Annotated in this window: 23 protein-coding genes; 7 read left to right on the top strand and 16 right to left on the bottom strand. The window is 50.9% G+C overall.

Features of this window, described 5'->3' with window-relative positions; translation table 11 throughout:
* Positions 1-4 precede the first annotated feature (4 nt).
* Entirely contained in the window at positions 5-1,555 is a 1,551-nt protein-coding gene (gene cueO / locus ATB02_RS18330) for a multicopper oxidase CueO (RefSeq protein ID WP_105272037.1), read from the top strand.
* A 201-nt stretch (positions 1,556-1,756) separates the two neighbouring features.
* Here the strand turns inward: cueO and gcd are convergent, their stop codons facing one another.
* Positions 1,757-4,147, bottom strand: a complete 2,391-nt coding sequence (gcd, locus tag ATB02_RS18325; protein ID WP_105272036.1) for a quinoprotein glucose dehydrogenase — start codon at positions 4,145-4,147, stop codon at positions 1,757-1,759.
* Positions 4,148-4,352: 205 nt separating this feature from the next.
* Here gcd and hpt point away from each other — a divergent pair, with 205 nt between their 5' ends.
* Positions 4,353-4,889: a hypoxanthine phosphoribosyltransferase gene (gene hpt / locus ATB02_RS18320; RefSeq protein ID WP_105272035.1), complete on the top strand. Its 537-nt coding sequence runs from the start codon at positions 4,353-4,355 to the stop codon at positions 4,887-4,889.
* A 40-nt stretch (positions 4,890-4,929) separates the two neighbouring features.
* On the opposite strand, the gene can is transcribed toward hpt, so the two are convergent.
* Positions 4,930-5,592: a carbonate dehydratase gene (can, locus tag ATB02_RS18315; RefSeq protein ID WP_000651599.1), complete on the bottom strand. Its 663-nt coding sequence runs from the start codon at positions 5,590-5,592 to the stop codon at positions 4,930-4,932.
* A 108-nt stretch (positions 5,593-5,700) separates the two neighbouring features.
* Between can and ATB02_RS18310 the strand changes: the two genes are divergently transcribed.
* From ATB02_RS18310 to ATB02_RS18295, 4 genes are all read left to right on the top strand, one after another.
* Entirely contained in the window at positions 5,701-6,627 is a 927-nt protein-coding gene (locus tag ATB02_RS18310) for an ABC transporter ATP-binding protein (RefSeq protein WP_000150637.1), read from the top strand.
* On the top strand, positions 6,624-7,394 hold the full coding sequence (locus tag ATB02_RS18305) for an ABC transporter permease (RefSeq protein ID WP_000972203.1): 771 nt from the start codon (positions 6,624-6,626) through the stop codon (positions 7,392-7,394). Before ATB02_RS18310 ends, ATB02_RS18305 begins: the two co-directional genes overlap by 4 nt.
* 104 nt (positions 7,395-7,498) lie before the next feature.
* Positions 7,499-7,939, top strand: a complete 441-nt coding sequence (locus ATB02_RS18300; RefSeq protein ID WP_000901977.1) for a PTS sugar transporter subunit IIA — start codon at positions 7,499-7,501, stop codon at positions 7,937-7,939.
* Between the two features lie 63 nt (positions 7,940-8,002).
* The gene (locus tag ATB02_RS18295) at positions 8,003-9,232 is read left to right on the top strand and encodes a polysaccharide deacetylase family protein (protein WP_105272034.1); all 1,230 of its coding nucleotides are present in this window, start codon (positions 8,003-8,005) and stop codon (positions 9,230-9,232) included.
* A gap of 3 nt (positions 9,233-9,235) precedes the next feature.
* Here the strand turns inward: ATB02_RS18295 and panD are convergent, their stop codons facing one another.
* Complete coding sequence (gene panD, locus ATB02_RS18290; RefSeq protein WP_000621515.1) at positions 9,236-9,616, bottom strand: aspartate 1-decarboxylase; 381 nt, start codon at positions 9,614-9,616, stop codon at positions 9,236-9,238.
* A 273-nt stretch (positions 9,617-9,889) separates the two neighbouring features.
* On the opposite strand from panD, the gene ATB02_RS18275 reads away from it, so the two are divergent.
* Complete coding sequence (locus ATB02_RS18275) at positions 9,890-10,822, top strand: Rpn family recombination-promoting nuclease/putative transposase (protein WP_105272032.1); 933 nt, start codon at positions 9,890-9,892, stop codon at positions 10,820-10,822.
* A 220-nt stretch (positions 10,823-11,042) separates the two neighbouring features.
* Here ATB02_RS18275 and panC read toward each other — a convergent pair whose 3' ends face one another.
* The 13 genes from panC to dksA form a co-directional block, all read right to left on the bottom strand.
* Complete coding sequence (panC, locus tag ATB02_RS18270; RefSeq protein WP_000905376.1) at positions 11,043-11,894, bottom strand: pantoate--beta-alanine ligase; 852 nt, start codon at positions 11,892-11,894, stop codon at positions 11,043-11,045.
* A gap of 11 nt (positions 11,895-11,905) precedes the next feature.
* A complete protein-coding gene (gene panB / locus ATB02_RS18265) occupies positions 11,906-12,700 on the bottom strand; it encodes a 3-methyl-2-oxobutanoate hydroxymethyltransferase (RefSeq protein WP_105272031.1) in 795 nt (264 codons plus the stop codon).
* 117 nt (positions 12,701-12,817) lie between these two features.
* Positions 12,818-14,050, bottom strand: coding sequence for a fimbrial protein (locus tag ATB02_RS18260; RefSeq protein ID WP_105272030.1), 1,233 nt, complete (start codon positions 14,048-14,050; stop codon positions 12,818-12,820).
* Between the two features lie 26 nt (positions 14,051-14,076).
* Positions 14,077-14,646, bottom strand: a complete 570-nt coding sequence (locus tag ATB02_RS18255) for a fimbrial-like protein (protein WP_241957642.1) — start codon at positions 14,644-14,646, stop codon at positions 14,077-14,079.
* 6 nt (positions 14,647-14,652) lie between these two features.
* Positions 14,653-15,249, bottom strand: coding sequence for a fimbrial protein (locus tag ATB02_RS18250; RefSeq protein WP_105272029.1), 597 nt, complete (start codon positions 15,247-15,249; stop codon positions 14,653-14,655).
* 11 nt (positions 15,250-15,260) lie between these two features.
* The gene (locus tag ATB02_RS18245; RefSeq protein ID WP_105272028.1) at positions 15,261-15,833 is read right to left on the bottom strand and encodes a fimbrial protein; all 573 of its coding nucleotides are present in this window, start codon (positions 15,831-15,833) and stop codon (positions 15,261-15,263) included.
* Between the two features lie 16 nt (positions 15,834-15,849).
* Positions 15,850-18,456 (bottom strand): outer membrane usher protein, encoded by a 2,607-nt coding sequence (locus tag ATB02_RS18240; RefSeq protein ID WP_105272027.1) that lies wholly within the window; start codon positions 18,454-18,456, stop codon positions 15,850-15,852.
* A 32-nt stretch (positions 18,457-18,488) separates the two neighbouring features.
* Positions 18,489-19,223, bottom strand: a complete 735-nt coding sequence (locus ATB02_RS18235; protein ID WP_105272040.1) for a fimbrial chaperone — start codon at positions 19,221-19,223, stop codon at positions 18,489-18,491.
* 66 nt (positions 19,224-19,289) lie between these two features.
* A complete protein-coding gene (locus ATB02_RS18230) occupies positions 19,290-19,859 on the bottom strand; it encodes a fimbrial protein (protein ID WP_032302405.1) in 570 nt (189 codons plus the stop codon).
* Between the two features lie 503 nt (positions 19,860-20,362).
* Complete coding sequence (gene folK, locus ATB02_RS18225; RefSeq protein WP_032302406.1) at positions 20,363-20,839, bottom strand: 2-amino-4-hydroxy-6-hydroxymethyldihydropteridine diphosphokinase; 477 nt, start codon at positions 20,837-20,839, stop codon at positions 20,363-20,365.
* The gene (gene pcnB, locus ATB02_RS18220; RefSeq protein ID WP_203369798.1) at positions 20,836-22,233 is read right to left on the bottom strand and encodes a polynucleotide adenylyltransferase PcnB; all 1,398 of its coding nucleotides are present in this window, start codon (positions 22,231-22,233) and stop codon (positions 20,836-20,838) included. The genes folK and pcnB overlap by 4 nt, the downstream gene beginning before the upstream one ends.
* A gap of 59 nt (positions 22,234-22,292) precedes the next feature.
* Complete coding sequence (gene gluQRS / locus ATB02_RS18215) at positions 22,293-23,189, bottom strand: tRNA glutamyl-Q(34) synthetase GluQRS (protein WP_170881815.1); 897 nt, start codon at positions 23,187-23,189, stop codon at positions 22,293-22,295.
* Positions 23,190-23,255: 66 nt separating this feature from the next.
* Complete coding sequence (dksA, locus tag ATB02_RS18210) at positions 23,256-23,711, bottom strand: RNA polymerase-binding protein DksA (RefSeq protein WP_001155227.1); 456 nt, start codon at positions 23,709-23,711, stop codon at positions 23,256-23,258.
* Positions 23,712-23,725 lie beyond the last annotated feature (14 nt).

The raw sequence follows: 23,725 nt of genomic DNA, 5'->3' as shown, positions 1-23,725 counted from the left end.
AACTATGCAACGTCGTGATTTCTTGAAATATTCCATTGCGCTGGGCGTTGCTTCAGCCTTGCCGCTGTGGAGCCGCGCAGTATTTGCGGCGGAGCGTCCAACGTTACCGATCCCTGATTTGCTCACGACTGATGCCCGCAATCGTATTCAGTTAACTGTTGGCACAGGCCAGTCCACCTTTGGCGGGAAAACGGCAACTACCTGGGGCTATAACGGCAATCTGCTGGGGCCGGCGGTGAAATTACAGCGCGGCAAAGCGGTAACGGTTGATATCTATAACCAACTGACGGAAGAAACGACGTTGCACTGGCACGGGCTGGAAGTACCGGGTGAGGTCGACGGCGGCCCGCAGGGAATTATTCCGCCAGGTGGCAAGCGTACGGTGACGTTGAACGTTGATCAACCTGCCGCTACCTGCTGGTTCCATCCGCATCAACATGGCAAAACCGGGCGACAGGTGGCGATGGGGCTGGCGGGGCTGGTAGTGATTGAAGATGACGAGATTCTAAAATTAATGCTGCCAAAACAGTGGGGTATCGATGATGTCCCGGTGATCGTGCAGGATAAAAAATTTAACGCTGACGGGCAGATTGGTTATCAACTGGATGTGATGACCGCTGCCGTGGGTTGGTTTGGCGATACGCTGCTGACCAATGGTGCTATCTACCCGCAACACGCCGCCCCGCGCGGCTGGCTGCGCCTGCGTTTGCTCAATGGCTGTAACGCCCGCTCGCTCAATTTCGCTACCAGTGACAATCGCCCGCTTTATGTGATTGCCAGCGACGGTGGTCTGCTACCTGAACCAGTGAAGGTGAGCGAGCTGCCGGTGCTGATGGGCGAGCGTTTCGAAGTGCTGGTGGAGGTTAACGACAACAAACCCTTTGATCTGGTGACGCTACCGGTCAGCCAGATGGGAATGGCAATTGCACCGTTTGACAAGCCGCATCCGGTAATGCGGATCCAGCCGATTTCCATTAGTGCTTCAGGTGCCTTACCTGACGCGTTAAGTAGCCTGCCAGCATTACCTTCGCTGGAAGGGCTGACGGTACGTAAGCTGCAACTCTCTATGGACCCGATGCTCGATATGATGGGTATGCAGATGCTGATGGAGAAATATGGCGATCAGGCGATGGCCGGGATGGACCACAGCCAGATGATGGGCCATATGGGGCACGGCAATATGAATCATATGAACCACGGCGGGAAGTTCGATTTCCACCATGCCAATAAAATCAACGGTCAGGCGTTTGATATGAATAAGCCGATGTTTGCGGCGGCGAAAGGGCAGTACGAGCGTTGGGTTATCTCTGGCGTGGGCGACATGATGCTGCATCCGTTCCATATCCACGGTACGCAGTTCCGTATCTTGTCGGAAAATGGCAAACCGCCAGCGACGCATCGCGCAGGCTGGAAAGATACTGTTAAGGTAGAAGGTAATATCAGCGAAGTCCTGGTGAAGTTTAATCACGACGCACCGAAAGAACATGCATATATGGCGCACTGCCATCTGCTGGAGCATGAAGATACGGGGATGATGTTAGGGTTTACGGTATAAAAAGACCGTATTCGGAAATATGCCCGGATCTCTCCGGGCATTATTCTGCTGACAAACGCAAAACTGCCTGATGCGCTACGCTTATCAGGCCTACGTGAACTCTGCAATTTATTGAATTTGCGAGTTTTAGTAGGCCGGATAAGGCGTTTTCGCCGCATCCGGCATGAACAAAGCGCACTTTGTCAGCAATATGAGTCAATCTTAATTCACATCATCCGGCAACGCATAAGCCACAATATAGTCGCCCATCTTCGTACCAAATGAACCGTGACCGCCTGCGGAGATCACCACATACTGCTTGCCATTCACTTCATAGGTCATCGGTGTTGCCTGACCACCCGCCGGTAAACGGCCCTGCCACAGTTTTTCACCGTTGCTCATGTTGTAAGCGCGCAGGTAGTTATCTGCCGTAGCGGCGATAAACAGCACGTTACCCGCTGTGGAGATTGGCCCGCCAAGCATCGGCATACCCATATTGAACGGCACCGGAATGGGCATCGGGAACGGCATGCTGTCCTGCGGCGTACCAATGCGTTTCTTCCACACCACTTCGTTGGTTTTCAGATCCAAGGCCGAGATATAGCCCCATGCTGGCTGTTTACACGGCAGACCAAACGGTGAAAGGAACGGGTTGAGCGTAACGCCATACGGTACGCCGTACTGTGGCTGAATGCCGGATTCCGTACCGGTGCCTTTGGCATCTTTCGGCTGTTCCATCGGGTTGCCAGGACCGCGTGGGATCAGTTTCGAAACGAACGGCAGCGCCATTGGGTTGGCAATTGCCACTTCACGATTCGGATCAACGGAAATCCCGCCCCATTCGAACATCCCCAGGTTACCCGGGAAGACCAGCGTACCCTGTTCAGATGGCGGGGTGAAAATACCTTCATAACGCATCTGGTGGAACATTACGCGGCACACCAGTTGGTCAAACATGGTGGCGCCCCACATATCCGCACCGCTTAAATCTTTCGTCGGACGGAAGCTCAGTTCAGAAAACGGTTGAGTAGGGGTAACGTAATCACCTTTCGCTGCGCCTTGCGGCACCGGTTTTTCCGGGGCCGGAACCACCAGTTCACCATTGCGGCGATCAAGCACAAAAATGTTGCCGGTTTTCGCTGGAGCGTAAATAACCGGAACTTTTTGACCATTAACGGTGATATCTGCCAGCGTTGGCTGTGCCGGAAGATCCATATCCCACAGGTCGTGGTGAACGGTCTGATAGCTCCACGCCAGTTTCCCGGTAGTGGCATTCAGCGCCAGAATTGAGCTGGCATAACGTTCCTGTTCTGGGGTGCGGTTACCGCCCCAGATATCTGGCGTGGTAACGCCCATCGGCAGATACACCAGATCCAGCTTCGCGTCATAGGCCGCAGGTGCCCACGAGTTTGGCGAGTTAAAGGTAAAGGTGTGTTCGTCAGACGGGATCGCGTTCGGATCTTTCGCGCCTGGATCAAAGGCCCACAACAGCTCCCCGGTATTGACATCAAAACCACGGATCACGCCAGACGTTTCGCGGGTTGAGAAGTTATCAGTGACGGAACCCGCCATCACGATGGTTTTATCAGTGATAATCGGTGGTGAAGTCGGCTCATACAGACCCGGTTTGGTGTCCGGCATATTGCTTTGCAGATTGAGTACGCCTTTATTGGCAAAGGTTTCGCACAGCTTGCCGTTTTCAGCGTTAATCGCAATCAGGCGGCCATCATTGACCGGGAGAATGATACGACGCGGGCAATCCGCCATCACTTCCGGCGAAGCAGTTTCTGCTTTGGCTTCATGATAAGAGACACCACGGCAGGTTACATGCTGGAAAGACTCGTTGGTTTTCAGCTCAGGATCGTAATGCCATTTCTCTTTGCCGCTGGCGGCATCGAGCGCAAACAAACGCTGGTGAGCGGTACACAGGTAAAGCGTGTCGCCTACTTTAATCGGCGTCACTTCATTGGTGATTTCGCCCGGATCGTTCGGCTGTTTCACATCGCCTGTACGGAACACCCAGGCTTCTTTCAGCTTGTGGACGTTATCAGCGTTAATTTGTTTCAGTGGTGAAAAGCGTTGACCTTCCTGATTGCGACCATAGGCAGGCCAGTCTTGATCGGCAACGGGGGAGATAGCTTCGGCAGGTGTAGCATCAGCGCTTAAGGTGCCGTTGATTTCCTGTGGATCGTTAAATCCGGCCCAGGTGAGGATACCACCGCTAATCAACAGCGCGACCACCAACGCGGCAACTGCGCCGCTGGCAGGAATGACCAGGCGACGCCAGACAAACGGCAGGATCAGCCAGATACCAAAGAAGACCAGAATGTCGCTACGCGGCGTCAGCGCCCAGAAATCGAAACCCACTTCCCAGACGCCCCAAATCATGGTGCCAAGCAGCAATGCCGCGTAAAGCCAAAGTGCGGCGCGTTTGCTGCGCCACAGCATCCAGGCGACGCCGAGCATCATAAGGCCAGCGATAGGGTAGTACCAGGAGCCGCCGATCGCGACCAACCAGCCTCCGCCAATGAGAAGATACAGCCCGCAAAGCGCTGCAAATAGGGCTGTTAGCGTGACGAGTAATCGTCGCGAGCCGGTATTGTTAATTGCCATAAAGAGACACCATTTCAATTCATTAATATTTTAGTAGCAATTAATTATAGGTTTTAACATGTGTGATCGTCATCACAATTCGAGCTTTATTAACAGATTCCGCCAATGAATAGTTTTACTGGTATACTGCGTGTCTTGCGCTTTGTTGCGGTGCCAAAACCTGCCCGTGCGAAGTGATTTGTTTTTAAATCATATGGTTAGAGATATGAAACATACTGTAGAAGTAATGATCCCCGAAGCGGAGATTAAAGCGCGTATCGCCGAACTGGGTCGTCAGATTACTGAGCGTTACAAAGACAGCGGCAGCGATATGGTGCTGGTAGGCCTGCTGCGTGGCTCATTTATGTTTATGGCGGACCTGTGCCGTGAAGTTCAGGTATCTCATGAAGTCGATTTTATGACCGCCTCCAGCTACGGTAGCGGCATGTCCACCACCCGCGATGTGAAAATCCTCAAAGATCTGGATGAAGATATCCGTGGCAAGGACGTGCTGATTGTTGAAGATATCATCGACTCGGGTAATACACTGTCGAAAGTGCGTGAAATCTTAAGCCTGCGCGAACCGAAGTCGCTGGCGATTTGTACGCTGCTGGATAAACCGTCCCGTCGTGAAGTGAACGTCCCGGTAGAATTTATCGGTTTCTCGATCTCGGATGAGTTTGTGGTGGGTTACGGCATTGATTACGCTCAGCGTTACCGCCATCTGCCGTACATCGGCAAAGTAGTGCTGCTGGACGAGTAAGTGCGGATGTGCCGGATGTGTTGCATCCGGCATGGTGTTTTTATTTGTGGTTGGCGTGTTTCAGCTTGAGATTGGAAATCCCGTGACGGTAACGTTGTTCAAGGGTTTCGCGGTTGGTGGCGGTAACATCCAGATCACGCAGCAAACCGTCGTGAATGCCGTAGGCCCAGCCGTGAATGGTAACTTTCTGCCCGCGTTTCCACGCTGATTGCATAATGGTGGAGTGGCCCAGGTTATACACCTGTTCCATGACGTTCAGTTCACACAAGGTATCCAGACGGCGCTCTTGCGGCATTTCGCCAAGCAATGAGCTATGTTTGAACCAGATATCGCGAATGTGCAGCAGCCAGTTGTTGATAAGCCCCAGTTCCGGGTTTTCAACTGCGGCCTGTACGCCGCCGCAACCGTAGTGGCCACAGATAATAATGTGTTCAACTTCGAGAACATCCACTGCATACTGAACCACGGAAAGGCAGTTCAGGTCGGTGTGAATGACCAGGTTAGCAACATTACGGTGAACAAAGAGTTCGCCCGGCTCAAGACCGGTTAAACGTTCTGCAGGAACGCGACTGTCGGAACATCCAATCCATAGAAAGCGCGGTTTTTGCGCTTGCGCCAGTTTCTCAAAAAACCCGGGATCCTCTTCCACCAGCATTTTTGACCATAGTGCATTGTTGCTGATGAGTGTATCTATGTCTTTCATGGAGGTTAACGACCTGTAACCAAATAATTACGTTTGGCTAATATAGGGCAACTCCGGGACGATTTAAACCACAGATAAAGTGTAAGAACGTAAGGTAAGTAAAAATTTATGACCATTGCACTGGAACTTCAACAGCTTAAAAAAACCTATCCAGGCGGCGTTCAGGCGCTTCGTGGAATCGATTTGCAGGTCGAAGCGGGTGATTTTTATGCGCTTCTCGGGCCGAACGGGGCCGGGAAATCAACCACTATCGGTATTATCAGCTCTCTGGTAAATAAAACCTCCGGGCGGGTCAGCGTATTTGGTTACGATCTCGAGAAGGATGTCGTGAACGCTAAACGTCAGTTGGGACTGGTGCCGCAGGAATTTAACTTCAACCCGTTTGAAACCGTGCAACAAATTGTGGTGAACCAGGCGGGGTACTACGGTGTAGAGCGCAAAGAAGCGTACATCCGCAGCGAAAAGTATCTTAAACAGCTCGATTTATGGGGAAAGCGTAACGAACGTGCGCGTATGTTATCGGGCGGGATGAAGCGCCGTTTAATGATTGCTCGTGCGTTAATGCATGAACCTAAACTGCTGATTCTTGACGAACCAACCGCAGGCGTGGATATCGAACTTCGCCGCTCAATGTGGGGATTTTTGAAGGATTTAAACGATAAAGGCACCACCATCATTCTTACCACGCACTACCTGGAAGAAGCAGAAATGCTGTGCCGCAATATCGGCATTATTCAACACGGTGAGCTGGTGGAAAATACCTCGATGAAGGCGCTGCTGGCGAAGCTGAAATCGGAAACTTTTATTCTCGATCTCGCGCCGAAAAGCCCATTGCCGAAGCTCGATGGCTATCAGTATCGACTGGTCGATACCGCTACGCTGGAAGTTGAAGTGCTGCGTGAGCAGGGGATTAACAGCGTGTTCACGCAGTTAAGTGAGCAGGGTATTCAGGTATTAAGTATGCGTAACAAAGCTAACCGTCTGGAAGAGCTGTTTGTTTCACTGGTTAATGAAAAACAAGGAGATCGCGCATGATGCATCTTTACTGGGTGGCACTAAAAAGCATCTGGGCGAAAGAGATCCATCGCTTTATGCGTATCTGGGTGCAGACGCTGGTGCCACCGGTCATCACCATGACCCTTTATTTTATTATCTTCGGTAACCTGATTGGTTCGCGCATCGGCGATATGCATGGCTTCAGCTATATGCAGTTCATCGTGCCGGGGCTGATCATGATGTCGGTAATCACCAACGCCTACGCCAACGTCGCTTCATCATTTTTTGGTGCCAAGTTTCAGCGTAATATTGAAGAGCTGCTGGTTGCACCCGTACCGACTCACGTGATTATTGCCGGATATGTCGGCGGTGGCGTAGCACGCGGACTGTTTGTTGGCATTCTGGTGACGGCAATTTCACTGTTTTTTGTGCCGTTTCAGGTGCATTCGTGGGTATTTGTCGCTTTAACGCTGGTGCTCACGGCGGTGTTATTCTCCCTTGCTGGATTGCTGAACGGCGTGTTTGCCAAAACGTTCGATGACATCAGCCTGGTGCCAACCTTTGTGTTAACGCCACTCACGTATTTGGGCGGGGTCTTTTACTCCCTGACTTTGCTGCCGCCGTTCTGGCAGGGACTGTCGCACCTGAACCCGATCGTTTATATGATCAGTGGTTTCCGCTACGGCTTCCTCGGAATCAATGATGTGCCGCTGGTCACTACCTTTGGCGTACTGGTGGTCTTTATTGTGGCGTTTTATTTGATTTGCTGGTCGCTGATCCAACGTGGGCGTGGTCTACGTAGCTAAGGCTATTTCCTCTCCTCTGGATTCGGGGGAGAGGAGTTTTGACGACTATCACCCTTTATCAACCATGGTCAGGGTAGACTGATTTTCGGCTAAGGAGGAAGGCGATGCTAGGTTGGGTTATTACCTGTCACGATGATCGGGCGCAAGAGATACTGGATGCGCTGGAGAAAAAACACGGGGCGCTTCTTCAGTGCCGGGCCGTGAATTTCTGGCGCGGATTAAGTTCTAATATGCTCAGCCGTATGATGTGCGATGCTCTGCATGAAGCAGACTCTGGCGATGGGGTGATCTTTTTAACTGATATTGCCGGAGCGCCGCCGTACCGCGTGGCTTCGCTATTAAGCCACAAACACTCCCGCTGTGAAGTGATTTCTGGGGTAACGTTACCGTTAGTTGAACAGATGCTGGCCTACCGTGAAACATTATCCAGCGCTGAGTTTCGCGAGCGAATTGTCGAACTGGGGGCGCCGGAGGTCAGTAGTCTTTGGCACCAACAACAAAAAAATCCGCCTTTCGTCCTCAAACATAATTTGTATGAGTATTAACCCGCGATCCTGATGACGCTTTTGCTACAATAAAAGCGTTGTTTCATCCCTGGTTATTTTTTCATGTATAAACAAGCTGTTATTCTCCTGCTGATGCTGTTTACCACAAGCGTCAGTGCCGCATTGCCTGCCCGTTATATGCAAACCATCGAAAATGCCGCGGTCTGGGCGCAAATTGGCGACAAAATGGTGACGGTAGGGAATATTCGGGCCGGACAAATCATTGCCGTGGAGCCCACTGCCGCAAGTTATTACGCATTTAATTTTGGCTTTGGCAAAGGGTTTATCGATAAAGGTCATCTCGAGCCGGTTCAGGGGCGACAAAAAGTTGAAGACGGTTTGGGTGACCTCAACAAGCCGCTGAGTAATCAGAACTTAATTACCTGGAAAGATACGCCGGTTTATAACGCGCCGAGTGTGGGCAGTGCGCCATTGGGGGTACTGGCGGACAATTTGCGTTATCCGATTTTGCATAAACTGAAAGACAGGTTAAACCAAACCTGGTATCAGATCCGTATTGGCGATCGACTGGCCTATATCAGCGCGCTGGATGCCCAACCCGACAATGGCCTGCCGGTGCTAACCTATCATCATATTCTGCGCGACGAAGAAAACACCCGTTTTCGCCATACTTCGACGACCACCTCGGTACGCGCCTTCAATAACCAGATGGCCAGGCTGCGCGACAGGGGATACGCGACACTGAGCATGACGCAGTTGGAAGGTTACGTGCAGAATAACATTAATCTCCCGGCACGTGCCGTGGTGATTACCTTTGATGATGGTCTCAAGTCGGTTAGCCGCTATGCGTATCCTGTGTTGAAACACTATGGTATGAAGGCGACGGCATTTATTGTTACCTCGCGCATCAAACGTCACCCGCAGAAATGGGATCCAAAATCGCTGCAATTTATGAGCATTTCTGAGCTTAACGAAATTCGTGATGTATTTGATTTCCAGTCACATACTCATTTTTTGCATCGGATAGATGGCTATCGCCGCCCCATATTACTGAGCCGTAGTGAGCACAATATTCTGTTTGATTTTGCGCGATCGCGTCGGGCGCTGGCGCAGTTTAATCCACATGTCTTGTATCTTTCTTATCCGTTTGGCGGTTTTAATGACAAAGCGGTGAAGGCGGCACGTGAAGCCGGATTTCATCTGGCAGTGACCACCATGAAAGGCAAAGTAAAACCGGGGGATAATCCGTTGTTACTAAAACGGCTTTATATCTTAAGAACGGATTCGCTGGAGACGATGTCGCGGCTGGTGAGTAACCAGCCGCAGGGGTGATTATCAGGCCACCTGAACTGGAATCGCTTTCGCGGTACGTTTCATTTCATTGTCGCCTTCAAAATAAGCAACGTTGGGTCGCCATGTACGGGCTTCTTCATCCGGCATAGTGACGAAGCTGGCGATGATGACAATATCGCCGACGCTGGCGCAGTGGGCCGCCGCACCGTTAACAGAAATAATTCTCGAACCGCGCTCTGCCGCGATGGCATAGGTGGAGAAACGCTTGCCGTTGGTGACATTCCAGATATCAATGGCTTCGTTTTCGAGAATACCGGCTGCGTCAAGAAAATCCTGGTCAATGGCGCAAGAACCTTCATAGTGCAGGTCCGCATGAGTCACTTTCACGCGGTGGAGTTTGCCCTGCAGCATCGTGCGAATCATAACTTCTACCTTTCTACCCTGTCGTTAACGAAGCAGGCGGTGCCTGCTTTGAGGAAATTCTCACGCAGTATTGCCCGATTTTTGTTTAGTGTCTACTCATCTGACGGCATTTGCATCAGCAGTTTGCGTACCGTGCCGAAGCGAGCCATGTAACACATGTAACCAATTGAAATTTCTCTGAACGCTGCTCGGTAAACACTAAAGAGGCGGCTGACGACGGCGCGCCTTGACTGGATACTGCCTTCACGCAAGACAACACGGAAGGCAGGGAAGATGGATGCACCGAGTACCACACCGCATGATGCGGTGTTTAAACAATTTTTAATGCACGCGGAAACGGCTCGCGACTTTCTGGATATCCATTTGCCAGCGGAGCTACGCGAACTGTGTGACCTCGACACGCTGCATCTTGAGTCGGGGAGTTTTATTGAAGAAAGCCTGAAAGGGCACAGCACTGACGTGCTCTATTCCGTGCAAATGCAGGGTAATACGGGCTATCTACATGTTGTGATTGAACACCAAAGCAAGCCGGACAAAAAAATGGCGTTTCGTATGATGCGTTATTCTATTGCCGCCATGCACCGGCATCTGGAGGCTGACCACGATAAGCTGCCGCTGGTGGTGCCGATTTTGTTTTATCAGGGCGAGGCCACGCCTTATCCACTCTCAATGTGCTGGTTTGATATGTTTTACTCGCCGGAGCTGGCGCGACGCGTCTATAACAGTCCTTTCCCGCTGGTGGATATCACTATCACACCGGATGACGAAATCATGCAACATCGGCGGATTGCGATTCTCGAACTGCTGCAAAAACATATTCGCCAGCGCGACTTAATGTTATTGCTGGAGCAACTGGTCACGCTGATTGACGAAGGGTACACTAGCGGAAGTCAGTTAGTTGCCATGCAAAACTATATGCTGCAACGCGGTCATACTGAACAAGCGGATTTGTTTTATGGTGTGGTGAGAGACAGGGAAACGGGAGGGGAGTCTATGATGACGTTGGCGCAGTGGTTTGAAGAGAAGGGAATTGAGAAGGGAATTGAGAAGGGGATTGAGAAGGGGATTGAGAAGGGGATTCAGCTGGGAAGACAGGAGGAAAGGCAAGAATTCGCCCTGCGTCTTCTGAGTAAAGGAATGTCTCGGGAAGACGTTGCAGAGATGGCAAATTTACCTCTTGCTGAGCTTGATAAGCTGATTAACTAAATTGCCTGCGATATGAATAATCGCTTACAGACGTCATCGCCATGATGTGGGGCAAATTAATAATTGGCGCCATCAGCCGTAGCGCCAGTTATACTCGTCATACTTCAAGTTGCATGTGCTGCGTCTGCGTTCGCTCACCCCAGTCACTTACTTATGTAAGCTCCTGGGGATTCACTCGCTTGCCGCCTTCCTGCAACTTGAATTATTTAGAGTATAAGTATTACGCCAGTTCGACGATTTTGTTGTCGATCAGGCGAGCATCGCCAAGCCAGGCGGCTACCAGAATCACCGCTCGTTTGCTGTTTTCAGCGATTTCCAGCAAGGTGTCGGCATCGCGAATCTGAATATCATCGGAACGGAAACCTTTTTCATTCAGTTCTTGCCCGGCAATAGCAATAATTTCATCGAGATCCCGTTCGCCAGCCTGCAATTTGTCGGCAATTGAACTTAAGACCTTGTACAGACCCGGCGCAATTTTACGTTGTTCCGCCGTCAGATAGCCGTTACGGGAACTGAGCGCCAGACCGTCTTTCGCGCGCATAATCGGCACTCCGACAATCTCAATATCGAAGCCCATATCGGCAACCATTTTGCGGATCAGTGCCAGTTGCTGAAAATCCTTTTCACCGAAGCAGGCGATGTCCGGCTGGACCAGGTTGAACAGTTTGCTGACGATGGTCGATACGCCGCGAAAATGTCCTGGACGGCTGGCACCTTCCAGCATGGTGGAAAGGCCTGGAACATCGACATAGGTGTGGGTTTCTGTACCGTTCGGATAGATCTCTTTTACCGAGGGAGCGAAAACCAGATCCACTTTACGTTTGTTTAGTTTCTCGCAGTCTTCCTGCAAAGTGCGTGGATAACGAGCCAGATCTTCCGGGCGGTCAAACTGCATTGGGTTAACGAAAATACTGACGACGACCACATCGGCGCGGGCTTTGGCTTCGTCGACCAGCTTCATATGACCATCGTGCAGGTTACCCATAGTAGGCACCAGCGCTACGCGTTTGCCTTCCATTCGCAGGCGGCGAATTTGCTGACGCAGCAACGGCAGGGTTTCGATAATTAACACAACGTGACTCCTCAATGGAAACTGTGTTCTTCGCCCGGATAAACACCGGACTCCACTTCAGCTATATACTGACGCACTGCTGCGCGGATGTCGCCAGTTTCGGCAAGGAAATTTTTTGCAAATTTAGGGATATGGCCGCCGGTAATACCGAACGCGTCGTGCATCACGAGGATTTGCCCGTCGGTGACGTTGCCCGCGCCAATACCGATTACCGGAATCGCCAGCGCTTCGGTAATGCGTTTCGCCAGTTCAACCGGCACGCATTCCAGCACCAGCAACTGTGCACCAGCGGCTTCTAAGGCTAACGCATCGCTGAGCAGTTGATCGCTCGCTTCATCGCCACGCCCTTGTACTTTGTAGCCGCCAAATATATTCACTGACTGTGGGGTTAAACCTAAATGACCACAAACCGGAACTGCGCGTTCAGTCAGCATTCGTACCGTCTCAACCAACCATGCGCCGCCTTCAATTTTGACCATATTGGCTCCGGCACGCATTACTGTGGCGGCATTTTCAAAGGCCTGTTCCGGGGTGGAGTACGCCATAAACGGCAGGTCGGCCAGCAGCAGGCAATTTGGTGCGCCACGACGTACGGCAGCAGTGTGGTAGGCGATATCTTGAACGGTTACCGGGAGTGTGGAGTCGTGCCCCTGAACAGTCATGCCCAGCGAATCGCCAACCAACATCACGTTAAGTCCTTCTTCGGCAAACAATTTAGCGAAGCTGTAGTCGTAAGCGGTAATAGTGGCGAAGCGTTTTTTTTCTTGTTTGTATTTGTTCAGCAAGGAGATGGTGGTCGGTTTCATCATAACCCCTGTTAGTCATAAGTGTTATCTATAGGATTGGCGCATTGTAGGGGATGTCAGTGATGAGTGTTAGCCCTTTGTGGTTAAAACCGGCAGGGGAACCTGCCGGCGCGGGGCTCAGGGGTAAGTGATAGAGAAAACGGCGGTCGCTTTGAAATCACCGCCTCTGATTTGTTGATTGTTGTCTTGTTTGAGAGTGGCGACAAAATTTAGCGTTTGATTTGCTGCGGTTCCCGATGTGCCTGAACCAATAATGCCATTCGACGTGTCAGCTGTATCGACATAGGCTTTATAAACAGAATGGGTGTCATTAGGGTGAAGAACAACCTCGGCATAATGTGAGTTCGATTTTCCTTTTATCTCCACGCCTACGCCGTTGGCGGCATTGGCTTCGGCGGTTAACGAATTACCCAATAACGCAGCCGACATTGCAGGGGCGCCGGTAGTCATTTTGACCTCGATATTGGTGACCCGGTAACAGTTCTTTAGTGCTATACCAAAAGGGATGCCGTCAACGCCATCAATGATGTCTTTGGGGTTATATTCACCGAGGCTGACGGTATCTCCCTGAACTGTATTCCCCGAAACGACCGCTGAGGTACAGGTTGGCGAGCTAAGCGTCACATTACCCATATTGAACGTCTGATAAATAGAGTGCGAGGTCAATGCACCACCAGGCGCTGCATTTGTCACTGAATAGTGATATCCCTTGTTGCTCAGTAAAGCGATGCTACCTGTCGTATTGGGATTGAAGGTGCCATCATTATAAAACTCAATATCAATTTTACTGACCAGACCGCCTATTGCTGTGTATTTTCCCTGATTGGCGACGCATACGGAACTATCGGGAATTAAGGTCAGTGTTTGTTGGGGGGTATCACCGATATAGATATCGCTGCTGGAGGTTGTTTTGAATGAGCTCACACGGTACATGTGCATCCTGAAGTAGAGACCCTGCACATTGGTTTTAAAGAGCTTGTGACCATCAGCACTCACCTGGGCATCCACGAAATGGCTCTCCAGGGTTAATGGTGTTCCCATTCCGCCAGCTCCACAGTAAATCAGGCCATTTCCAGATGAGGCTGAATCCATCGAACCCAACTGGAGCCTGAGGTTGCTACTTTGTAGCCCCGCTGAGGTTGGGATCACTATCTGATTCGCCCCTGTGCTGAACGTTGCCGTTGCGTTGCCATCCCCCTGTGGCCCGGCATTGTTATTCGTCGAGCCTGAATAGCTTTTGTCGCCGACGATTATTGTGTCGGCAGAGTGCAGGCAGCCTGAATAGAAGGGCAACAGAACCAGCAGTGTTAGACACCACCGCTTAAACCGGGAAAAATGTTGCGTGTTCATCTCTTCATCCTTGAGAGTGATATAGATTATTCATAATAGACCCCAACAAATACGCTCGCTTTTACCACGCCGCTGGTTACCGCTTGTGTAGGGTCAATTTTTTGCATCCGAGCGTAAAAGTGGTATGTCGCGTTAGCGATCGTTTCGGGCGTCACGGGGTAAATACTTTGCGGTTGACCACGCGTGTCGAGCACATTGAAAATATGCTGTGCGTCCTCGGTCGATAAAATAACCACGCCGACATTTTTTGCACCGTTGACCTGCTGGTTGGCGAATACCTGGAGGTTGGTTGGCGCAAGGGTGCCTGCCAGAGGCGTAAAGCTGACGGTCAGGTGGGCGGGATTTTTTCCCGCCACCTGCGCGCAGTCGCTGACGGTAATATAAAAGGGGTGCCCGCCAGAATAGACGCGATCGACAGAGGTATTATTATTCAGATAGCTATAATCCACTGTGCCTAAATCAATATTTCCATTATTGTCGAGCGTGACCCGGCAACTGGTGCTGATGATATTGGCAGTCATATTAATATTGGTACTGGCTGCAATGGCGTTGTAAGAAAACCAAAACGCAATCATGTAGATAACTGTTTTCATCATCATCATCTACTCATAGGTTACAGAAAAGATAGCATTGGTGGAGAATTGACCTGCACGGACATCCGCGATGGTATTATCCGATGCGACAACAATTCGGGCACTGAGCGGCCAGTGGACAATATTCGATCCTGTTGCCGTGGTTAAATCGACAATACTGGTCGGTTTGGTTTTACAATTAAGCTGAATGCTGCCCTGACCTTCTGGCTGGTTGGTCGTCCACACTTCAACTGCAACACCGGTTGCCGCATCATCGTCCGCTGTCGTCAGTGCATTACGGTATCCGCCACCGGTACTGGAAGCACCATCGCAGCCCGTCTGTGCAGAAAGCACAACTTTTGCCTGATCCTTTGCTAACCCTTCGCAGTTTGAAAACACCAGGCTGAAGTTCTGGTATTTCGATTTAGCGGAAAGCTCGTTGAGATAGACATCGCCAATTGCGATGGTGGTGGCTTGCTGATCCTGCGCATTGCGTAATTCAGCCGTGCAGGTACTGGCAGTAACCTTAGCGCGTACCGTAACGTCCATAGAGCTACTGGCGGCGTGGCCGATGGCGATATATCCAAAGCACAGCAGCAAGACAAAGGTTATATTGTGATAGTTCATAAACAAACCTGCTATTGGTAGGTAAAGACGAAAGTCACTTTGGCCTGGAATTGGCCTGTGGTGATCGTATTCCCGGTGGTGGTCTGACGAAGCATGGCTGTGAGATCTAATCCATTACTTATTTCATCATTCGTCCAGGTGACTCGCTGGCTACCGTTGAGTTTAAAGCGGAGATTTTCATCAGCGTTCATACGTTTAATACCAAGACCAACATAGTTGGTATGTCCGGAAACGGTCTGGTCATTACCGATTAACGAATCTGTATAGCTGCTGACTGCGCCATTGAGAGTCATCGACAGGCCGGAAATATAGTTATTACAATTGCTGGCAAGGATTTTAAAATTAGCCTCCGACAGTGACGATTTATTCACAATGTCTGAAACACCCATATCAGGCAGATCCAGATAATAGTTATTTGTTGCGGTATCACCGCTGATATTGGCCCCATTCAATGCGTTGAGCGTCATGGCACAGGTCGTCTCTTTGATGGTCGCGGTAAAGTTCACCGAAAGATCGGTTGCCAGTGCGGGGCGCAGACAAAGCGACGTCAGCAGCAGCAGGGGCGGTAGTAAAAAAGCTCTCATTTCCTCTCCTGGAACATTATTGCTGGGTGCATGGCACGCCGTTGAGTACGATGGTTTTACCGGTCATGGTGGGTGATGACGGTATCTGATAATGAATACGGCACTGCTGGCGACTATTTTTCTCATACCAGGTGACCGTCAGTTCACCGCTGTCGGCAATGCCGCGTACAAATGCCTGACTGCCCTGACCGACGGTCCCGATAGAGGTCCCTTTTTCGTCGGTAATATCGGAAGCAAACGGCACGGGCTGATTGTTGCTACGCAGTAAATTGAGAATGGCGGAGCGCCCGGTATCGGTGTCAAAGTGGCTGAAAATGACGGAACCCTGGCGCGGAATGGCGACGCTACTGGTGTTTTTGAGCTCCACGTCGTTATCCAGATCGTTAACATCGAGCGCGACGGTATTTTCCCGGTACGGTGACAGTGAACTGGTCACGCCGTAGCCAAAACGGTCGATGGTGCTGTTACCAAAGTTAATGCGCGCGCCTTTTGCACCCGGGGCGTTGATCAGCGCCAACGTGTCAGAGTCGGTAAAACTGTCGTTACTGAAGGTCAGACCGTGGCGGTGGAGTACAAAACCGCCATCGGTGCTGAGCCCATACTGACGTGAGCGATCGCTGCTGGTGGAGGCTGAGCCTGAAAATGTTCCCCACGGCGACTCATAGCTGGTATAACCGCTGATACTTTTCAGGCTGTCGCTGTTTTTCTGCACGTTATAGGCGGTATTCACGCTGTAACTCCAGCGATTATCCTGGCTGTAGCCCGAGGCATTGGCGTTAAATTGTGAGCTCCCTTTCATGTCGCTGTTAACGCTGGTGTTCAGGGTTTTGAACCCGCCCTGATGGCTATTGCGGCCAAGCAGTTTATCAAGCGGAATGGTCACACTCAGATAAATCGAGTCATCCTTCTTATTGTCTTCATCGTATGTCCGTTGCAGGCTGACGCTGTAGCTCGCCCAGTTAAAGGCATTGCTGTAGCCAAAGGCAAAACTGCTCTGTGATGAGTTGGTTACCCAGTAATCTGTCCATGTGCCATTCACATAGAAAGAGCCATAGTCACGTTCATCACTTTTTAACGTTTGATTAATGCTAACGCTGAACTGATTTTTCATGCGTGCATAACTGACAATCCCCGAATAGCCCTCTTCATCAGGATGGTTGGCAGAATTAATCAGCGTCAACGCGTCGTTCAGCCCCAGATAGTTTTCAGTGGAGTAGCGATAGGCGGCAATGTTGAGTGAGGTTTCGGTAGGCGCGAAATATTTGTTCCATGAAACACGGTAACTCTGTCCACTATAGGTTTTATCGTCAGGAATTTCGGCATGAGACTGAGTAACATCGAAGGAGAAAGCGCCCAGCGATGTATTCACCCCCAACCCTAATAAACCGGCCCAGTAGCCGTTATCGGTCATTTGCAGGCCGGTGTAGCCGGTGAAGGTGTTGCTCAACCCGTAATAGTAGGTTCCTTGCAGCAGGTTCGGTTTATCCTGGAGTTCCTCTTTATTGACCTCACCGGCGCTGATATCCCATTTGCCCACGCCGGGACGCATCATCTGGATCACCGATGAATAAGCCTGACTAAACGTACGCTTTGAACCGTCCGATTCGGTGATGGTCACCTCGAGATCGGCGCCGAACCCTGCCGGGGTGAGATCGTCAATCGCGAATGGCCCTGGCGGCACGGTCGTTTCATAAATTTTATAACCGTTTTGGGTGATCGTGACTTTCGCGTTAGAGTTTGCCACGCCACGGATAACGGGCGCATACGACGCCAGCGTAGGGGGCAGCATGCGGCTTTCGCTATAGAGTCGCAGCCCGCGAATAGGCACCGAGTCGAAGGTTTCTCCTGTGGTATTGGTTTCACCCATTACCAGCTGAGAGCGGAGCGCGGCGATATCGCGTTGCAGATATTTATCCTGAAATTCAAAACTGCCGCCGTCTTCTTTGTCCCACGAATAGTTACCATGTGAGCGAAAATGCCATCCCCATAAATTGATACCGCCCATCAGTCCGGCGTAGCTGGTTTCTGTGGTTTGATTGGGGGATTCACTGCGCCAGCCGTTAAGGGTGTAAGAGAGCATTGCGGCATTGATGCCTTCATCCCACAGCGACGGATCGACATAGTTGGCATAGGTTCTCTGCAGCCAGATTTGCGGCATGCTGATATCAAGCCGCTGATCGTTGCTATTGTAAGCGACGCTCGATTGCGGAATAGCAACCTCTACGTTCAGGCAATCCTGCACAGCGTTTTCGCGTTTTTGCAAAATTGCGTTATCCGCTAACTTTTCTGGCTGGCGAATATGCAGTTGTAATAATGTGTTGGTGGAGATACAGGGCTGAGCAGCGTGTTCAGGGTCTAATTCAATAAACTCGATTTTCAGATTGGCGCTGGCCTGGTTATTAATAAACACGCTGACGTCATAGCGCCCCGGTAATGTTGCGTTACCTTTGCTGTAACGATTGACATCAATATCCCTGGCGCCTGCGCCCATCAGGAACGTGTTATCAAACTCAACGGTCTCGTTTGCCCCCCACACATTTTGTGTGCAGGGCAGCAGGCTACACGCAATCAGGCAAGCGAGCGGCGATCGTTGAATTCTTTTGCCATCGTGGGGGATCTTCATTGTACGATCTCAGCCGATCTCGTCTGTGGGCATCAAAGTTTGACTTTGCCGTCAATGCCACCGCCAAAATCATTAATGGCTGAGTACTCAACTGTTGCGCCAGACACAGAACGGGGAGCGCCTTTTACCACCATTTCCGCACTGCTTTTGGGCTCGACCATACTGCTTTCCACGGTATATTTATTACCGCCTGAGGCAAGGGTAATACTGCTGAATGAGACGTGATAAGGCGTTGGGTTTGTTGCCTGCAGCACCACTTTTCCGGCTGAAGACTGGAGACGCCAGGTTAACTGTTTTGGTGCATCAGCCGGGTTACCCGCCAGGCTGGTTGGGCGATAGAACAGCTTGATACGGGTACGGAAAGCCAATTGCAGAATGTTTTTTCCCTTGGCATCGGCATCGTTCATCTTGGGGGGAACTTCCAGCGCGTTGAACCAATAAACGCTTTCGCGATCGGCTGGAAGGGTCTGGCTGGCGTTCCAGGCAATTTTAACCGTTTGGCCTTTTTTACCATCAACGCGGGAAACCGGCGGCGTCACGGTAAAAGGCACTTTCAATGTGCTGGGGTCGGCATTCTCGCTGCCGGTATCAATCCAGGTCTGGACTAATAATGGGCGGGCACCTTTGTTTTCCATGCGCAATGTGACGTCTTTCTGGTCGGCATTATAAATAATGCGCGTACCGGAAAGCACAATATCTGCTTGCGCGGTGAGGCTGAAAACGGCTGTCGATGCGACGAAAGCAGTGGAAACAATAAACTGACACATCCTGGTCATAACACTATCCTTATTGAGTGACCCGACAGCACGTGGGCTGTCGGGTGACGCAGATATTTACTGGTAAGTCACTGTATAAGCGGCGTTGGTTTTGACATAACCTGCCGTTGCGTTAACTGTTGCTGCCTGTTTTACATATGACGCTTTAAAGTTGTAAACCGCTTTGCCGTTGGTAAACAGCAGGTTTTTAACATCAGTGCTGTCGTTAACTCTCATCTGTTCGTAGGTAGTGGCATCGGTAAGGTAGTGAATGGCAATCGCGACCCCGGTAGCCGCCTGGCTAATGGAGAGATCGTTGTTCAGAGTGCCCTGACTGTTGCTGAAGAACACGGAACCCATGCTCAGATTGGCAGAGGCGCCCTGTGGATCGTCCGAGCAATCGATCGTAATAGAGAAGGCTTCCGGTTTTGCGCCAGGGCTGGCAAGTTGGACAACACCGGCCTGATTAACTTCAGTGGTTGTGGCGGTTTGCAGGGTAATCTGACCGTCCTGGGCGCCACCGTTGACGTGCAAGACGCAAGTGTTGTCACTCACCAAACCCGCGAAATCTAATTGACCGCCATCCAGCGCGAAAGCAGAAGTGGTGAACATCACTAATGCCGCAGCAATAGCACTTTTTTTTAACATGGGAATATCCTTATAAAAATTAATGGGGGTGATTTTTCTCACCAATACTTATTATAAATGTCACGCTCTTTAAAGAGAAATATCTTCGGTGAATGTATTTTATGATTTATTATCATTATGCATTTTATGAATGTATTTGGTGAGGTTGGGCAGATTTAAATAATATGATGATACGCTGTAGAAATTAATAATCACGCGTTAAGGACTGGTCGTTGTATGCTCTTGTTGCCCCGTCCCAGCCTGACAGAATCCAGTTAAGCGCTATCCAGTGCTAATACCGGGAGTGAGGCATAGTACCCAGAATAAACTGGTTCATTATCATTAAAAACCTCTTATAAAGAGAAAAGTTAATATAGGTAATGAAAATATATTTGCCGTAATTATATGTTTAATGCTGTTTTTTTGTGATTTTTATGATGGGGGAGAGAGAATTAATTCATTGAAACTATAAAATAATATTATACAACATTGCATTACCCAATACGCTTTTCCAGAAATGTGGTTTACCAGTGCTGTGGGCAGGGAGGGAAAGTAGTGAGTCTTGCTTGCAGCGTTTCACCATCAGGAAACACCAGTTCCGGCGCGATCTCAAACAGCGGCCACAACATAAATCCACGATTCTTCATATCATAGTGCGGAACGGTCAGGCGCTCAGTGTTTATGACCTGATTACCAAACAACATGATATCAAGATCGAGCGTGCGCGGTCCCCAGCGTTCAGCTTTGCGGACGCGACCTTGCTGCAACTCAATACGCTGTGTGTGGTTGAGGAGTTCTTCAGCTGTAAGAGAGGTTTCCAGCGCCACGGCTGCGTTTAAGTAATCGGGTTGATCTTGCGGCCCCAGTGGTGGGGTGCGGTAAAACGAAGAAACGGCAAGAATGCGGCTTTCAGGAATGTCATCTATTGCCTTCAGGGCAGCATTGACCTGCTCCAGCGGAGAGGCCAGATTGCTGCCGATAGCAATATACGCCACTGTCATGCGGTGCCCTCACGGCGCGGCGCACGTCTGCGCGGGCGACGAGTACGACGACGCGGTGACGGTTCTTCATCCAGTTCGTTAAGCATCCCTTTTTGGTCCGGCGGCGCGGAAACCTGGAACTCACCCCACCATTTCGCCAGACGTTGTAGCTCGGCGTTGCGTTCTACTTCAGCACGCAGTGCCAGCAGGTCATAAGCGGCACGGAACTTCGGATGTTCGAGTAATTTCCATGCGCGTTTACCCTGACGGCGGGACATGCGCAACTGTAACTGCCAGATATCACGCGTTAAAGTGGTTAGCCGTTTCGGGATCGCCAGTGAACGGCAGGCTTCGTCTAACACATCGTTCATTGCCAGCGCGAAAGCGTCGTGATAAGTCAGGCCGCTCTCTTGCGCGATTTTCTGTGCTGTTTCCAGCAGGGGATACCAGAACATGGCGGCAAACAGGAACGCCGGGTTGACGCGCATATCGTTATGAATACGCGTGTCAGTATTCTTCAGCACCTGCTCAATGATCCGCTCCATTGGACTGTCACCATTTTCCGTAAAGTAGCGGGTAATGGTCGGGAACAGCGGCTGGAACAGATGGTATTCACACAACAGTTTATAGGTTTCGTAACCGTAGCCCGCTTGTAGCAGTTTAAGCGATTCTTCAAACAGGCGTGCAGGAGGAATATCGTTCAGCAGGGTAGCCAGGCGTGGGATCGGTTCTGCGGTTTCCGGGCTGATGCGCATGCCCAATTTGGCGGCAAAACGAACCGCGCGCAGCATACGTACCGGATCTTCACGGTAGCGCGTTTCCGGGTTACCAATCAGACGGATAACGCCGTCCTTCAGATCCTTCATGCCGCCAACGTAATCACGGACGGTAAAATCTGCCACGCTGTAATACAGACTATTAATAGTGAAATCGCGGCGCTGGGCGTCTTCTTCGATGGAACCGAAAATGTTGTCGCGCAGCAACATGCCGTTTTGCCCGCGTTGGGAGGTCGTACGGTCGCTGACGTTACCTTCGTGATGTCCCCGGAAGGTCGCAACTTCGATAATCTCCGGGCCAAACATCACATGAGCCAGACGGAAACGGCGACCCACCAGGCGGCAGTTACGGAACAGTTTGCGCACTTGCTCTGGCGTGGCGTTAGTAGTCACGTCAAAATCTTTCGGCTTTTTGCCAAGTAACAGGTCGCGCACGCCGCCGCCAACCAGCCAGGCTTCGTATCCCGCTTTATTGAGCCTGTACATTACCTTCAGGGCATTTTCACTGATATCTTTGCGGGAAATAGCATGCTGCTCACGCGGGATCACCGTCACCTGTGGACGGGCGACTGCCTGTTCAGCCTCGCTTTCCTCGCGGCTTAGCACCTTGCGGCAAAAATTAGCGACTCGGGTAAAAATAGTACACCTCGGTAGTGTCAAACATCATTCAGGACAAAAAAATAGCGGCTAATCATAGCTCAGCATGACGCATTTGAGAATGTTGAATTTACAATTGCCGACTCAGGCACTGCGGTGAGCCGCCAGTTTTTGACGGCTGACTGGAGAATTTGCGCGACGCTGAAATCCTGCCAGTGTGTTTCTGCCTGCTGGCCCAGAAATTGAAGTGCCGCGATTAACACCGGCCGAGGATCGCCTTTTGGCAACGCAGGCGCATGATTCTGCTTGGAAAGTTTAGCGCCTTGTGGATTAAGTGCCAGTGGCAAATGAATGTAATCTGGCACCTGCCAGCCAAAAAGCTGGTACAGCGAGATTTGGCGCACCGTGGGTTCGATCAAATCCGCGCCACGAACAATTTCTGTCACGCCCTGGTAGTGATCGTCAACGACCACCGCCAGGTTATAGGCAAATAGACCATCACGACGATGAATAATAAAATCTTCCCGCGCCAGTTTTTGGTCGGCATGAATAATGCCGCGCAGCTGGTCAGTAAACTGGGTGACCGGATGCTGCTGGCGAATACGTACAGCAGCGTTTTCTGGCCCATGATGCAACTCCCGGCAATGACCGTCGTAAATACCGCCAATGCTTTGAATACGTGCGCGCGTGCAGGTGCAGTAATAACTTAACCCTTGCTCATGTAACCATGCGAGTGCTTCGCGATAGGCGTTGTGACGTTGCGATTGCCAGAGAACATCGCCGTCCCAGTGTAAACCGTAATGTTCCAGCTGGCGCAGGATGGTCTCTGCGGCACCGGGAACTTCACGAGGCGGATCGATATCTTCAATGCGAACAAGCCAGCGACCTTGCCGGGCGCGAGCCTGTAGAAAGCTTCCAAGCGCGGCAATCAGAGAGCCAAAATGAAGCTCGCCGGAAGGAGAGGGGGCAAAGCGGCCAATATAGTGTGTGTCTGTCATCTCGTTGAACAAAAAATAAGGCGGGAGCATTTCCCGCCTGTGGTAAACGTGATGGAACGGCTGTAATTAGCCAGCCATTTGTTTTTCGCGAATTTCAGCCAGCGTTTTGCAGTCGATGCACAGATCGGCTGTCGGGCGCGCTTCCAGACGACGAATACCAATTTCAACACCGCAGGACTCGCAGTAGCCGAAATCTTCGTCTTCCACTTTTTTCAGCGTTTTCTCGATCTTTTTGATCAGCTTACGCTCGCGATCGCGGTTACGCAGTTCGAGGCTGAACTCTTCTTCCTGGGCTGCACGGTCTACCGGATCCGGGAAGTTGGCTGCTTCATCCTGCATATGTGTAACGGTGCGATCGACTTCATCCCTGAGTTGATTACGCCATGCTTCCAGAATACGACGGAAGTGCGCCAGCTGGGCTTCGTTCATATACTCTTCGCCCGGCTTCTCCTGATATGGCTCCACCCCAGCGATGGCGAGAATACTCAGGGACGATGTTTTACGGTTTTGCCCTTCTTGCATGTTGCTTCTCCTTA

This window comes from Escherichia sp. MOD1-EC5189 (assembly GCF_002966045.1).
GTDB classification, from domain to species: Bacteria; Pseudomonadota; Gammaproteobacteria; order Enterobacterales; family Enterobacteriaceae; genus Escherichia; species Escherichia coli_F.
This window is presented reverse-complemented; position numbering and strand designations above follow the sequence as displayed.

Coding starts and splice junctions, on each gene's coding strand:
- ATB02_RS18300 (WP_000901977.1), top strand. CDS start 7,499: ATGCTAGGTTGGGTTATTACCTGTCACGATGATCGGGCGCAAGAGATA.
- folK (WP_032302406.1), bottom strand. CDS start 20,839: ATGACAGTGGCGTATATTGCTATCGGCAGCAATCTGGCCTCTCCGCTG.
- ATB02_RS18255 (WP_241957642.1), bottom strand. CDS start 14,646: ATGATGAAAACAGTTATCTACATGATTGCGTTTTGGTTTTCTTACAAC.
- panD (WP_000621515.1), bottom strand. CDS start 9,616: ATGATTCGCACGATGCTGCAGGGCAAACTCCACCGCGTGAAAGTGACT.
- cueO (WP_105272037.1), top strand. CDS start 5: ATGCAACGTCGTGATTTCTTGAAATATTCCATTGCGCTGGGCGTTGCT.
- ATB02_RS18310 (WP_000150637.1), top strand. CDS start 5,701: ATGACCATTGCACTGGAACTTCAACAGCTTAAAAAAACCTATCCAGGC.
- ATB02_RS18295 (WP_105272034.1), top strand. CDS start 8,003: ATGTATAAACAAGCTGTTATTCTCCTGCTGATGCTGTTTACCACAAGC.
- panB (WP_105272031.1), bottom strand. CDS start 12,700: ATGAAACCGACCACCATCTCCTTGCTGAACAAATACAAACAAGAAAAA.
- ATB02_RS18250 (WP_105272029.1), bottom strand. CDS start 15,249: ATGAACTATCACAATATAACCTTTGTCTTGCTGCTGTGCTTTGGATAT.
- ATB02_RS18260 (WP_105272030.1), bottom strand. CDS start 14,050: ATGAACACGCAACATTTTTCCCGGTTTAAGCGGTGGTGTCTAACACTG.
- gcd (WP_105272036.1), bottom strand. CDS start 4,147: ATGGCAATTAACAATACCGGCTCGCGACGATTACTCGTCACGCTAACA.
- can (WP_000651599.1), bottom strand. CDS start 5,592: ATGAAAGACATAGATACACTCATCAGCAACAATGCACTATGGTCAAAA.
- ATB02_RS18305 (WP_000972203.1), top strand. CDS start 6,624: ATGATGCATCTTTACTGGGTGGCACTAAAAAGCATCTGGGCGAAAGAG.
- ATB02_RS18240 (WP_105272027.1), bottom strand. CDS start 18,456: ATGAAGATCCCCCACGATGGCAAAAGAATTCAACGATCGCCGCTCGCT.
- ATB02_RS18235 (WP_105272040.1), bottom strand. CDS start 19,223: ATGTGTCAGTTTATTGTTTCCACTGCTTTCGTCGCATCGACAGCCGTT.
- ATB02_RS18245 (WP_105272028.1), bottom strand. CDS start 15,833: ATGAGAGCTTTTTTACTACCGCCCCTGCTGCTGCTGACGTCGCTTTGT.
- dksA (WP_001155227.1), bottom strand. CDS start 23,711: ATGCAAGAAGGGCAAAACCGTAAAACATCGTCCCTGAGTATTCTCGCC.
- hpt (WP_105272035.1), top strand. CDS start 4,353: ATGAAACATACTGTAGAAGTAATGATCCCCGAAGCGGAGATTAAAGCG.
- ATB02_RS18275 (WP_105272032.1), top strand. CDS start 9,890: ATGGATGCACCGAGTACCACACCGCATGATGCGGTGTTTAAACAATTT.
- gluQRS (WP_170881815.1), bottom strand. CDS start 23,189: ATGACAGACACACACTATATTGGCCGCTTTGCCCCCTCTCCTTCCGGC.
- ATB02_RS18230 (WP_032302405.1), bottom strand. CDS start 19,859: ATGTTAAAAAAAAGTGCTATTGCTGCGGCATTAGTGATGTTCACCACT.